The following is a 13,224-nucleotide window of genomic DNA, read 5'->3' as shown; positions in this document are numbered from 1 at the left end:
ACAAGCGACCTTTTGACTTGCGCAAAAGGTCGCTTGTGGTGGGTTCTGAAATTTGATATATCTTGACTGACTTTAATCTCTCCACACGTGAAAAAAATAATTTTTACTCTCGCGGCTGCTTTTCTTATTTTTTCGGGATGTGGGTACATTGAAGACTCCTATCAAGAAGGAGCCGACGCAGCGCGTTTATCGCACTATGATTATTACATGAATCTGCTGCAGGAATACAAAGAAAAAACAGGCACCTATCCTCTTATGGAGTTGTACGTTGACCAAGATGTCTACATCATCGTAATAGAAGGAGGCATGCCGGATTGGGTCGATGATGGTGGCCATCCCGTCGATTATTATGAAGATGATCTCTTCTTCACTGCTCTGGAAGAAGGACTAGGTAGAGAAGTAGAAGAATTTTACGATCCTCAAAATTATGCTGAAAGTAGTCGGCCCATCTTTTACGTTTATTCTTTGAGTGCAGCGGGTGCGGGCTTCACTGTTCATCTTTATTATGAGGCTCCGGGCAGCTTTAAAGTGATGGATCACTATTATAAGCTGGAAGAGTTTTTACCTTTTGAGTGATTTTCAATCCAGTTCCACGCTGCGTAAAACTTTGAGCAAGGTGAGACGTTCATTGAGATCAAGGGCTTCTCCGGTCATGGAGAGCTTTTCGTTCTCGGAAACGTTCATGAAAATACCCAGCTTTCCTTCAATGGTGTTGCGTGGCAAATAAATGATGGAGTCTTTTCCATCAATGTTTTCTTTGCTGCTGGCGTAATCGGCATTTTGGTCTTTGAATTCATCGTCTACGAAGGCGCCGTAATCAAAGCTCAGGCTCATTCCATCACCAGAAATGGTGCCCGCGTAACTTTCGACGCCTTGTTCAGAGGTCAGAGTCCATCCAGCGGGAGCGAGCACATAAAAGCCTTGTCCTTGAAGGGCTACCCAATCGCTGCTGTCGATTTCAATGTCCACCGCTTTGGTCGGTGTTTCATCGGTGGGGTCGGTTTCTACGGGAGCTGTTTCGGAGCAAGCCGTGAGGATTAAAGTCAAACTGAGGGCCAATAAAAGTTTTTTCATAAGGAGGGGGGTAAGAAATATCTTTTGGAGTTTTTAGTCTACGCCTTTCCCAGCGTTTTTTCACCCGGTTTCCAATTGATGGGGCAAAGTTCACCGCTTTGGCAGGCTTTGACCACGCGAACGATTTCATCTACGTTGCGTCCGATGGCAAGATCATGCACCACGGCCATTTTGAGTACTCCTTCAGGGTCGATCACGAAGGCCCCACGTAGAGCAATGCCCTTGTCTTCAATGAGCACGCCGTAGTCGCGGCTGATTTGGTGACTGAGGTCGGAAAGCATTCCAAATTTCATTATGCCGAGGTCTTTTTGCCAGGCCATGTGAGCGTGCACGCTGTCCACGGATGCGGAGAGCACTTCGGTGTTCATGGCGGCAAAGTCGTCGTAGGCGTCGTTGAAAGCCGTGATTTCGGTGGGACAGACGAAGGTGAAATCGAGCGGGTAGAAGAAGAGCACCAGCCATTTTCCGCGATAATCTTTGAGGGACACGGTTTTTACGCCGTCTTTGAAAAGGGCTTCAGCAGTGAAATCGGGAGCGGCTTTGCCCACTTGAAGGCAAGCTTTTTCTTTACAAGAGCAGGCGGATTTTCCGCAGTTGCAGGAACCGTTGGAGGAGCACATAGGGAGCATGGGTTAGGGGTTAAGCGCGAAGCGCATTTATTGTTTAGCCTTTTGAGCGGAAACGAATTCAAAAGCACGGAAGGCGGCCTTGCAGCCTTCATCCGCACTGACAATGGCTTGTTTCCATTCGGTGTCGGCCACGTCGCCGGCGGCATAGAAGCCGGGTATGGAAGTTTCGCTCATCAGGTTGATTTTAATTTCTCCTTTTTCATTCTTTTCAACGCCCAGATCGTTCACCATGTCGGTGAGGGGGATGCGTCCGATTTCGATAAATACGCCGTCCACATCCATTTCGCTGCCATCGTCGAATTTTACTTTTTGAACGCGCTTGTCTCCGAGAATTTCCACAATGTTGGCCTTGAGGCGGATCGCAATGTTGGGGGTCGCTTCCACCCGTTTCATGTTGATGGGTTCGGCCTTGGTGATCTTTTCGCCGCGGTAAACGATGGTCACTTGTTTGGCGTGTTCTGCCAAAATCAGGGACTCTTTCACGGAGCTGTCGCCTCCGCCTACAATGATCACGTTTTTTCCTTTGTAGAAAGGTGCATCGCAAGTGGCGCAATAGGACACTCCTTTGGAGGCGAGTTCGGCTTCCCCGGGCACGTCGAGTTTGCGATAAGTGGTTCCGGTGGCCAGCAGCACTGTGCGAGCTTCGTGCACATCCACACCAAATTGCACTTTGAAGATGGGGTCTTTGCCAGAGCTGCTTTCTTGCCATACGCGAGTCACGCGGCTTCCCAAGCGGAAGGGTACATCGTTGGCTTTGGCATGGTTGATGAAGGCGTCCGCGAGTTCTTGTCCAGAAACAGACGTGAAGCCTGGGTAATTTTCAACCAGGTGAGTGGTGGTGATGGTGCCGCCGAGTCCTTCGGTGAGGACGACGACGTCCATGTTGTAACGGCGAGCGTAGATGGAGGCGGAAAGGCCTGCACACCCACCGCCGATGATGATCATGTCGTGGAGCATGGAGAGAGATTAGAGATTGGGGAGTTTGAATGGATTGACACTTGGAGGGCTTTGGCCTGAGGTTTCATCTTTGAGTTCGTGGAGGCGTTTTTCGATGCGGCTGGGCGTCATATGGTTCTCAACTTTACCGTCCTTTAAGAAGAGGGACAAGGGACTTTCTTCGTAAGTGCCGATGTACACGTTGGGGCCAAAGTCGCAGTTGGAAAGGCAGCCACAGGTTTCGAGTCGCAGCTTACCGTCGGGTGTGTTTTCGCCGGCTTTGATGCCAAGTGTTTCCTCCGCTTTCTTTAAGGTGTTCGTAGCGAAGTTTCTTTGGCATGACCCTGCTTGGCAGATTTTAATGACTTTCATTAGCGAATTAATTTACTGCATCACGAATGATTTGGGCTCCGTTGTGGGCTCTTTTGAAAATCCCTCCATTTTCTCCTATGATTGCCACTTGAATCAGCCTTTGTTTGAAATCTACGGGCAGCTGGCTTGGATCGATGCCGAATACTTTTAAGATGATTTGGTCTGCTTCTTCACCCAATGATTCTGCTAGAAAATCTGCAAGCATGTCATCTGGGTGAAGTTCATCTTCCCCTTGGCCGTTTAAGAAAAGCATATTTTCTGCCCATTTTGCTTCTTTCAGTTTTTCCATTATAGTTCCCCTTCCACTGCTTAGCTCTTCCTTTGTTACTTTACCAATTTTAACGGCATTTCCTCCCCATGTTCTCCCTCGTAAAGATAAGTAAGCTTTGAAGTCAGTTCGAGCGGTGTCTGCCATATATTGTTGGTGTTCGTCTCTGGCAACTCCGGTTTGCCACGCACCTCGCCAAAGTTGTGAATTGTTCACCTTGGCACCTTTGTAAATCTCTGTCATGTAGTTTTCAGGTTGAGTTAGACCTTTGGTCCGCATGTTTTTCCATTGGTTACTCATTACATCCATGACTTTTAGTTGAGTATCGGTTCGTTGGGTTTTTCCTTCTTGGCTCAACTCTTTTCTTGCAGACTTTAGATCTCTTTGTCCTTCTCTGCTTTGTAATTTTGTCAGTAAAGTACTCATTTTTTCTTCCTGACTCATGTCTTTTAGGTTGTCAATATCGAAAGGATGTTGGAGTTCTCGATTTTGTTTAGCGATTGCCTCTCGCATGAACTTCCTTTTTTCATAGACGTTCGCAGTGAAGAACTTTTGATCATCTTTTAGATGTACACTTAAGTTTAAGTAATCTCTTACCTCTGCTTCTCTTGTAGGGATGAGTCGTCCTAGTAACACTTTGAGTTCTGCTTCTTGTAGCTCAGGCTTGCTTTTCTGAACTGCCTTTCTAAGCTCACGTTTTTCATCGTTGGTGAAGAGGGGATAGCCGTCATATTCAGCAGTCTCTAACTCTGCGATGTATTCCAATGCGATGGCACTTTCTTCTAAGTTCGTTCCTCCTGCCTCTTTGAGGTAAGCCTTAAGAGTGTGAAGGCGCATTTCGTTTGTTTTGTTCAAAATGGCAGTTTTTCTTGGCTCTGGTAAGGCGTTGACCAGTTCATTTCTTTCTTGGTAAACGGCTTTTCTTTCTGGAATTACGGTGTCTTCTAACTGTTCCAAAGCCGTATCCATTTCTGAAAATTTCTTGATGTCTTGGAACCACTTCATGAACTCCCATTGAGCTTCGCGCATTTCACCTTTTGGGGTTTTTACTTTTTTCCCTCCAAAGTACATGCTATTGGCATTTAAAATGCCCTCATAAGCTTTCGTTTTTTTTTCGTGCTCTTCTCTTACTTCTTTTAATAATGCAGCTGTATCTTTTTTACCCTCGGCTGTTTTACTCCCTTTTTTAAATTCAAATTGAATTGAGGAGGGTTCTTTTTCCAAATTCCCTACACTTTTCAGTATTTTTTCTAACAGTTTGTCTTTTGAACCGCTCGTACCCATGGCTCCCAGTTGTCGGAAGAATTCGTCTTTGACATAACTGCTTTGTCTTTTCAATCGATCCCTGCCCTCACGTCTTTCGTCTAAGTGTCCTTGAAGGTTGGAAAGCGCTTCGATGATGCTGGGCTCGTCAGAATCTTCCGTATCTAATGGTTGCTTCTCTATCCAGTCAAAATATATTTTTTTCTCATCGTTCACGAAGGCGGTTTCGCGGTGGTCTATAGGAATGAATAAACCTGATTTATTAATCTGTTCTTTGTAATACTGGATCCCTGTTTTTTTAAATTTCATTTCCAATTCTTTCAATTCACTCATGCTTATGGCTTCTTCAACTCGTGTGATATATTTTTCTTCGTTGATACCAGTCTTATCTTGGAATCTTTTTAGGGCGGTTGTAAGGAATTCTTTTTTTTCTTTGCCTTCTCTGTCTAAAGTGTGATCTGCCAATTCAAAAGTTCTTTTTCCCTCTGCTTTGTTATTATCGTATTGTCTTTGTATATCTAGTCTATCTCCTTCTGTCATTCCTTCTTCTGCCATCGCTCTTTCATTGTATCGTAACTGTAGTTGCCAAGCTCGTTGAATTTCCCAAGGGTCGAAAAAGCCGAGTTTTTGAATCGAGGGGAGACGGTTCATAAGTAGCTAGGGAATTGATCCCCCTCATTGTAAGGCCTGGGGTCTAAAATTCAAAATGGATTTTCGACGTTTGTAGAGTTCATAGCCGCCCCAGGCGCTGAGTCCGGTGATGCTGAGCACCGTACTCCAAGGGAAGGAGCCTCCTTTATCTGTGCTTGTGGCGCTTTGCACGAGTTCGGCGTGCATCACTTCATACAGTTCGTCTTTGAGGGAGGCTTGCACCAGCAGCACGTTGCCGGGTTCGTAGAGCAGCTCGTCGGTTGCGGCGTTGGCCGTTTTGAAGGTCCAAGAGCTGATGCCATCGAAGAGAGTGAGCAGGCCTTCATCAAATTCGGTCACGCTGCCTTTGATCTGTTTCCAAACTGGGTTTTGACTCCCAGGACTGGGCGTGACCCACTGCCATACGGTGAGCACAGGGTTGCCGAGTCCTGACACCGAGGCTTGAGTCGAGCTGACTTCTTCGATTTGAATTTCAGAATAGGATTCGTCTTCTTGGGAGGAGTCAAAACTCACTTCACTCATCACTTCGCCGGTGTGATCGGCCAGGGTTAGGCTTTCATTGGAATTGTTCAAAGAGATGGCGGATTCGGTGCGGTAGAGCACGAGGGTTTCACCGGCTTGAATCACGGTGCTGTCGGGAAAGGTGTAGCTGCGACCTGAGGCATCGGTGAGAGTCCAGTTGCCCAAATTCACTGCTTCACCACCGCCGTTGGTGAGCTCGATCCATTCTTCTTCGTTGTCGGGGCCTTCGGGGTTGGGAAACACTTCGGTCACGGTCACTTCTTCGGAAAGGTCTCCGTTTTGGTAATCGCTTTCATTGCTTTCGCTGGAAGTTTCTTCATCCTCTTCTGTTTCTTCACTTAGATTTCCACTTTGTACGTTTTCTTCACCAGGGGTGGGAGTGGTGGTCCAGGCAGTGCTGCTTCCATGAGCAATCAAACTGCTGCCTTCGTCTGGGTCTGAGTAGGGGTGATCCCATAAAATTTCATTGTTGATCCCGAGCAGACGAACGTGATCTTCGGTGTTGTTGAGGTTCAAATGACTGTCTTGGATGCTGATGAGCAAATAGCTTTCTGCGGGCAGGCTTCCACTGAGTGTGTGAGGGCTGCTGCCCTCTTCGCCGTCGTCCAATTGTAAGCCGTTTAGGTTTAAGGTTTGAGAGTGAGGATTGTAAAGTTCAATCCATTCTTCGCTGCCGTCTGAACCCTCAGGATTGGGCATGGCTTCTGAGAAAGTGGGCCATTCGGTGGGGGTGCTGGCAGGGGCAGAGGTGGTTTGTTCGGTTTGGCTGGCGTTTGTGGTGTTTTCAGTGCTGGAGGTGCTTGCGCTTGCGTTTCTATAAAGAATGGTGCCCTTGCTGCTGCTTGCATAAGTCCAGGTGTCGACTTGGGTGCCGGTGCTGGTTTTTAAGGTCACGGTTTCATTGGAGTTGTTGAGTTGAAAAGAGAAGCCAGTGATTTGTATGGCTTCGCCTGCTTCCAGATTTCCGCTAGCGGCCCAAGGGTTGCCTGTGGCGTCTTCTAAGGTGTAGTTGGCGAGATCTAGGGTTTGAGTGCCGGTGTTCGTCACTTCAATCCATTCGGCTTCACCGGTATTGGGGTTGGGGTAAAGGGCAGAGATTCTTAAGGTTGTGGAGATCGCTCCACTGGAAGTGGTTGTGGCGGGGCAGCCTGTAGAAGAGCTGGCTGGGCTTGGAGTCGCTAAGGCCGTTGGGGCACAGAGGCTTAAAAAAATAAAGAAGCTGAGCAATTTTTTGAACATGGTTTGGGGTTAGACGTGTCGAGCTTAAGCCAAAAACCTGAACGAAATCCTGAAATTTTCATTAAAAACGCATTAACTTTTCCTGACTTACAAAATTCTGAATGGCCATTTTGTGTAAAACTCATTGCTCTTGTCGCTCTTTTCTTTTACACTTCGTTCAGTTCTTTATTATCTCAAGTTCCGGGATACAAAGACGACGCGAATCGAACTTCCTCATTGTTGAAAACTTCTTGAAAACTCTGCTTCGATACACAATGCAATCCGATTTAAAAAAAGACGAGTGATCTGCGTCTCTCTTTGTTATTGCCGGGTTTAACCCCTCGATTATCATGGACTATGTGACCTTGATACTCCTTCTACTTGGACTGGCGGTGGGAGGAGGTGCCGGATTTTTTTTCCGGAACCAGCAGATCAAAGGCGAAGATCTCAAAAAACGCCAACAGCAAGAGAAGGCCCTTAACGAAGCGCACACGAAGGCCAATGACATGATCATGAAGGCCAAAAATGAGGCCATGCGCGAGCGCGAAGAAGCTCAAAAAGAGGAGCGAATGAAGCGTAAGAAATTGGAAGAATCGGAGCAGCGTCTTGTAAAAAAAGAAGAGCAGATGGATGCGCGCGTCGAAGATCTCGACAAAATGAAAGCCAAGCTCGAGGAGCAAGCGGAACATCTGAAAAAAGATCGTGAAAAGGCCTTGGGTCTTGTGAGTGAGCAAGAAAAGAAACTTCAAGATGTGGCCGGGCTTTCTCATGAGGAGGCCAAGCAATTGCTCCTGGATCAGATTGAAAAAGAATTCAAGGATGAATTGGTCCACTATGCTAAAAAACTGGAGCGTGATATGAAGGAAGAAGTTGATCAAAAAGCTCGACAAATCCTTGCCGATGCCATTCAGCGCTACGCTTCTGAAACCACAGTGGAATCCACCACGACGGCGGTGCCTTTGCCTCAAGAGGATATGAAGGGGCGCATCATCGGGCGTGAAGGACGCAACATCAACGCTTTTGAATCCGTGACAGGTGTGGATGTGATTGTGGATGACACTCCGGGAAACATCATCATCAGTGGTTTTGATCCCATTCGTCGTTACATGGCTAAAATCACTTTGGAACGTCTGGTGGAAGACGGACGTATTCATCCGGCTCGCATTGAAGAGATGTACGCCAAGGTGAAGGAAGAAGTGAACCTTCTTATTAAAGATTTGGGAGAAAAAGCAGCTTTTGAAGTTGGAGTGGCCGGTTTGCCTCCGAATTTGCTCAAGATTTTAGGGCGGCTCAAGTTCCGTATTGCCTATGGTCAAAATGTACTCAAGCATTCCTTAGAAGTGGCCTTTTTAGCTGCGGAGCTCGCCGGTTTGATGGGAGCGAATGTGGATCTTTGTAAAAAGGCCGGGCTTTTGCACGACATTGGTAAAGCTGTGGATCATGAGGTTCAGGGTAAGCATGCCATGATCGGGCGCGACATTTTGAAAAAGTTTGGACTTTCGGATGAGCTTTTGCACTGTGTGGAGGCCAACGAAGGCGACGTGGATGCAGAAACGGTGGAAGCCAAGATTGTTCAGGTTGCAAACTTGATTTCTGTGGCGCGTCCTGGAGCCAACAAGGACAATATGGAAAACTATGTGAAGCGCCTTGCAGAAATTGAAAAACTCGCAACGGATCACGAGGGCATCGAAAAGGCCTTTGCGGTTCAAGCGGGTCGCGAATTGCGCGTCTTTGTGAATCCTGAAAACGTCGATGACCTTCAGTCCATCAAACTCTCTCACGAACTGGCTCGCCAGATTGAAAAAGAACTCCAATACCCTGGCAAAATCAAGGTGGAGGTGATCCGCGAGAAGCGCGTGGAGGCGTTTGCGGGGTGATTGGGTTTTCCTGTTGGATTGAACAATGGACCTATGCAGCCTTGCTTTCTGAATGATTTTTCAATAAAATCTTTTCTTAAACATATTATTGTATTATGTCACGCGGTGTTCCCACCAAAGTGCAGGATAGAGCAGATGGCTCATCTTTGTCTGATCAGGTGTTGGCGTTGCGACGTCTGAATCCAAGGGATTTTAAAAACTTTTTGCACACAGTGGGCTTGGTTCCTCAGAGTGATGTCCCTGTTCCCTCTGATGCTGCGAACTTTGAGGCTTTGGTGAGGACCCAATTTGGCGATGCTTTTGAACTTTTGCAAAGTTTTAATCCTGACTACCTGTCTCCAACTCCTACTTTGGACGCGTGCTTGACTGCACTTCGTAAATTCACCGCAGGGCAAATTCAGGAAGTTTTAAAGATGACCGCTCCGGTTTTTGTGATTGAACCTCAGGCCCCGATTGAAGAGTTTGTTGCGTTTGTGAATGCAAGGAATGATATGCGTGGTCGTCCTTTAACGTTAAGTGAACGTCTGAAATATCGTTTGCGAGGTATTACTGCTTGTGCGCAGTTTGGGTACAAGTTGGGCTTTGTTGAAGTGGGTGCAGTGTCTCCTTTGAGCGGTGATGTAAGCTTGCAAACTGGTTTCAGGCACTTGGAGCGGCAGTTGCCAGACGGAGTTACCAGTGTGCATCCTCGAGCTTATATTTTGGCTCAACTGCTTCGACAGTCTCAAGGGCGACCTTTTGATACGCAGGGCTATACCGTTCTGACGTATAAGTCTGACGATGTGGAAAATGGTTCGTCGTCAGATTCATTGCTTGGGGGTGCTTGGGTCGCCGGGCGTGGATTTGATTTTTTCTTGCGTGCCCTAGGAGTGCCTGGTGTTGGTGCTCACTTGATGAGAGAAGTGATGACCACCATGATGCCTCGTTCTGAAAGGGTAGTTTGAGCCTCTTTGAATTGGTTTTGTAGTGGTTTTGCAACCTTTGATTGCTTTGTGCATTATAGGTGTAGCTCATTAAAGTAGTATATTTTGGAGGAAGAAGAACTCATTGAAGCTGCCAGAAAAGACCCCGAGGCCTTTGGGGTGCTTTTTGACTTGTACCATCCTAAGATCCTTGCTTATTTGATTCATCGAACGGGGGAGTTGGCTTTGGCTCAAGATTTGGCTGCGGAAACTTTTTTTAAGGCACTGAGTAAACTATGGCAGTTTCGTTGGCGCTCGGTTTCGTTTTCGGCGTGGCTTTATCGCATTGCAACCAATGAACTACGCATGCATTTTAGAGGGAAAAAGAAGCTGTGTTCTTTGGAAGCCATGATGGAAAATACTGGGTTTGATCTCAAAGATTCCGCTGATTTAGAAGAGGAGCTTCGTTTGGCTGAGGAAGTGCTTGAGCGTCATGAGGAATTTTTACGTGTGCAAAAACAAATCCAGACTTTGCCGCTGCTTTATCAAGAAGTCATTGCTCTCCGTTTTTTTGAGGAGAAAAGTGTTAAAGAAATCGCCAGCATTCTCAATAAAAGAGAAGGCACCGTGAAATCCCTTCTTTCTCGCGGACTGGAAAAGTTACGAGCGTTGCAACCCTTTTAAAGAATTTGCATTGTAACTACGGAAGCTTCCTTTTATTTCTTTCTTTCAAATCTATGGAACGAATTGAAGAAAAACTTGAGCACGTGAACAAGTCCACGCCGGACCTTCCTTTGCACCGTGCCCGTTTACGACGAGCTCTTCTTTCTTCGAAACGGTTTGAAGGCTCATCTTTTAATCTTATGAAAAGACTTTTTCCTATTGGTTTAGCTCTTGTTTTGCTTTTCACATTCAGTGTGCTGCAAAAGCCAGATTCTCATTTTAATGTTAACCCCGTCCCTGCGGTGAGCGCTGCAGAATTGGTTTCCCAAGTTTCTGAGCAGATTCAAGCTTTGAGTGTTGAGGAGCTTGCTGCTTTGGAGGAACGTTTGCAAGTTCCTGATTTGGAACACATTTTATCTGAAGCGCAAGGAGCTCTTGATTTGAGGGATGTAGTAATTGCGGAAGAAACACTGATGGATTCGAATGGAGATGCTTATTGTACTGTTGTGCTTGAGAACTTGCTTGCCATTGTGAGTGAGCAGAGTGGATGTGCTTCTTATTTTTCTGAACGAAGACCGGTGGCGTTTACAACGGCGGATGGGTCCAGTGTTGTCATGTTTGTGGAGGATGATTTGCTCCCCAGTGAAGTGTTTTCTTTTTCTAGTTCTACAGATGGCAATGGACAGGTGCGTGAAAGTACTCTCTTCTTTTCTGGGGAGGAGGACAGTCTGATGCTGCGTTTCAGCATTGCGTTCTTTGATCCTACTCTCAGTCTTGAACAAAATAAAACATGGCTTGGAGATGGACTTTCCACTATGTTTTCTGTCTCTACAGAAGAGGTTTCGGAGGGTGAGTCTGTGATAGAGGGCGTGGTGATTGGTGGAGGAATCACTGCTGTGACTGTGCAAGGTTCGGAAGAGCAAGCTGATGTAGAAGAACCCAGCCAGCCTCAGGAACTCACTATTGATGAAAATGGGTGCAGCAGTTGGCAAAGTGACGATGGAATGATGGGCGGAGGAGGGTGTTAAAGGAGCGCTTCATTTTGAGTAGAAATCAGCACTTGTCTCATGGCGGGTGCTGATTTTTTGATTTATAGAAAATTTGTACGTGGTTTTTACTTTGTTGTTCCTTTGACTACGCAGATGAAAGTTGGCACATGGTATGTGGGTTTTGTTCTGCATGGTCAACAACAAGTTGCTTGTTTGCATCAAGCTCTTTCAGCTTAAAGTCCTCTGCGTTCTTGTCCTTCCCTTTTTTTGAGATAGCCTCTACACTTTTTTCACATTAACCCACTCACGCTATGGGAAAAGGTGAATTTCAGAGAAGGGACAGCAAAGGAAAGGCCCCTCAAAAGTCCAAAGAGGAGAAACGGGCTGCAAAACGAGCAAAGAGGGCTTAAGATTCAGCTATCCCCTGTATTGCTTATTCTGTGAATTTATCTATTTCTTGAAGCCTTCTCCTTTGATTTCATTTTCTCCTGGCAATCGGTAATAGCCAAGGGTCAAGGATAGAGGGTGATTCCATAGTTCCATATTTGCTTCTGTGAACTGGCTTTTTATTTGTTCTAGCCACTCTTTTGCTTCTTCATCGGGAAGTTTTAAATAAGCTTCGTAACACCCTGGTTCGAAATCTTCAATGTTCTGCTCAAAGCGATTGAAGTATGGACTGGCGACAAAGTCTTCATTGGTTTCGAACAAAGCCTTATTCGCTTCGTAATCTAAGTATTCGTAGGACACTACGGTTGTACTGGAACGGTTTTGCACAATTCCATCGTATAGGACCTCGCTTTTCATCGAAATGAGTTGATGAGTTTCTTGGTTGAAGTGAATCGTGATGAGATTTTCTTCCTTCCTATCGATTTTTATTAGATCTTCTTTGCTACTTGAATTGATTGGCATGAAGTCGTTTGTATTTAGAGATATGACGACTTCTTTTACTCCATTGGTTTCGATGGTTTCGTAGGTGATCTGGGGTTCATCTTGTACTTTTTCCAAAATTGCAATGACTTCTTGACTGGAAAGGCTGCCGCTGGCGGCCTCAAACAATTCATCCACTATTTTGTATTTGTTATCGTGTGGGAAGCTCGTTACTATCAGACCCTCCGATATTAGACTGTCTTTATTGATTGTGGACCAAGCGTAGGCATCAAAATCTTCTCCCGCTTCCTTGGTCACACAAGTGATTTGGTTTAAAAATTGTTTGCTCAAATCCGCATCATCGTACTGCTTGCCAGGATGGACATTGTAAATGGGCTCGCCAATGGGCTCATCTATTCCTCCTGATCCATCTGTGGTGCCTGTGATTTGGAGCAAGGTGTAAGGAATGATGTTTCCATAGCTGTCTTTTTTGGATAGGCCTAGATCGGTTTGGTCCACTTGTTCAAAGTCACCGAACTCATTGGGACCATTGAAAGAGCTGATCTTCATTTCCTGCCTTAGCTCTCCGTTTGGTGCTGTCCACATGTCTTTTTCTATGATGCTTACCGTTTGCCAACCTTTAAAGGTTTCGCTTTCAAAATAGTATTCCATCTCTCCCTTGATTTTGGCATGGTAGATTTTCCCTTCAGTTTCGGGATAGCTGGCTTTTGCTTCTTGAATGAAGGCGCTGAGGGCGTTGGTGGAGCTGGAATCATCGCCGCTTGGAATTGCAATTTGCGTGATGATCAAGGTTAAAATCAACACGGAAAAGGGTATGCGTAGTGCTCTAAGCCAAGGATTGAACCGAGTTTTGGGTGGGTATTCTTGCTCAGCACGAGCTATCAAGGCTTCTTTGAGTTTAGCTTTGAAGCTACGGTTTTGTGGTACAGAGGCCGATTGCAGTTTTTTGAGGAATTCGTTGTGATTTTCCAT

At 46.1% G+C, this 13,224-nt stretch carries 12 protein-coding genes; 5 read left to right on the top strand and 7 right to left on the bottom strand.

The annotated features are described in order from the left end of the window. The first annotated feature begins 87 nt into the window (after positions 1–87). Positions 88–576 (top strand): hypothetical protein, encoded by a 489-nt coding sequence (locus IPG41_01850; GenBank protein ID QQR55282.1) that lies wholly within the window; start codon positions 88–90, stop codon positions 574–576. A 3-nt stretch (positions 577–579) separates the two neighbouring features. On the opposite strand, the gene IPG41_01845 is transcribed toward IPG41_01850, so the two are convergent. The 6 genes from IPG41_01845 to IPG41_01820 are packed head-to-tail and all read right to left on the bottom strand — an operon-like array spanning position 580 to position 6,954. Next, entirely contained in the window at positions 580–1,074 is a 495-nt protein-coding gene (locus IPG41_01845) for a lipoprotein (protein ID QQR55281.1), read from the bottom strand. A 38-nt stretch (positions 1,075–1,112) separates the two neighbouring features. Then, positions 1,113–1,694: a peroxiredoxin gene (locus IPG41_01840; protein QQR55643.1), complete on the bottom strand. Its 582-nt coding sequence runs from the start codon at positions 1,692–1,694 to the stop codon at positions 1,113–1,115. Between the two features lie 36 nt (positions 1,695–1,730). Further along, positions 1,731–2,660: an FAD-dependent oxidoreductase gene (locus IPG41_01835; GenBank protein QQR55280.1), complete on the bottom strand. Its 930-nt coding sequence runs from the start codon at positions 2,658–2,660 to the stop codon at positions 1,731–1,733. A 9-nt stretch (positions 2,661–2,669) separates the two neighbouring features. Beyond that, complete coding sequence (locus IPG41_01830; GenBank protein QQR55279.1) at positions 2,670–3,011, bottom strand: NAD(P)H-dependent oxidoreductase subunit E; 342 nt, start codon at positions 3,009–3,011, stop codon at positions 2,670–2,672. A gap of 7 nt (positions 3,012–3,018) precedes the next feature. Beyond that, positions 3,019–5,193, bottom strand: coding sequence for a hypothetical protein (locus IPG41_01825; GenBank protein ID QQR55278.1), 2,175 nt, complete (start codon positions 5,191–5,193; stop codon positions 3,019–3,021). Positions 5,194–5,217: 24 nt separating this feature from the next. After that, complete coding sequence (locus IPG41_01820; GenBank protein QQR55277.1) at positions 5,218–6,954, bottom strand: lamin tail domain-containing protein; 1,737 nt, start codon at positions 6,952–6,954, stop codon at positions 5,218–5,220. A 338-nt stretch (positions 6,955–7,292) separates the two neighbouring features. Here IPG41_01820 and rny point away from each other — a divergent pair, with 338 nt between their 5' ends. From rny to IPG41_01800, 4 genes are all read left to right on the top strand, one after another. Continuing rightward, the gene (gene rny / locus IPG41_01815; protein QQR55276.1) at positions 7,293–8,810 is read left to right on the top strand and encodes a ribonuclease Y; all 1,518 of its coding nucleotides are present in this window, start codon (positions 7,293–7,295) and stop codon (positions 8,808–8,810) included. Between the two features lie 95 nt (positions 8,811–8,905). After that, positions 8,906–9,754: a hypothetical protein gene (locus IPG41_01810; GenBank protein ID QQR55275.1), complete on the top strand. Its 849-nt coding sequence runs from the start codon at positions 8,906–8,908 to the stop codon at positions 9,752–9,754. Positions 9,755–9,838: 84 nt separating this feature from the next. Continuing rightward, positions 9,839–10,396 (top strand): RNA polymerase sigma factor, encoded by a 558-nt coding sequence (locus IPG41_01805; protein QQR55274.1) that lies wholly within the window; start codon positions 9,839–9,841, stop codon positions 10,394–10,396. A gap of 53 nt (positions 10,397–10,449) precedes the next feature. Continuing rightward, complete coding sequence (locus IPG41_01800; protein ID QQR55273.1) at positions 10,450–11,403, top strand: hypothetical protein; 954 nt, start codon at positions 10,450–10,452, stop codon at positions 11,401–11,403. 411 nt (positions 11,404–11,814) lie between these two features. Here IPG41_01800 and IPG41_01795 read toward each other — a convergent pair whose 3' ends face one another. Beyond that, positions 11,815–13,224, bottom strand: a complete 1,410-nt coding sequence (locus IPG41_01795; protein QQR55272.1) for a hypothetical protein — start codon at positions 13,222–13,224, stop codon at positions 11,815–11,817.

The sequence above is a fragment of the Candidatus Peregrinibacteria bacterium genome (genome assembly GCA_016699145.1).
Lineage (GTDB): Bacteria > Patescibacteriota > Gracilibacteria > UBA1369 > 2-02-FULL-48-14.
Note: the sequence above shows the minus strand (reverse complement) of the source record. Positions and strands in the feature narration are given on the sequence as shown.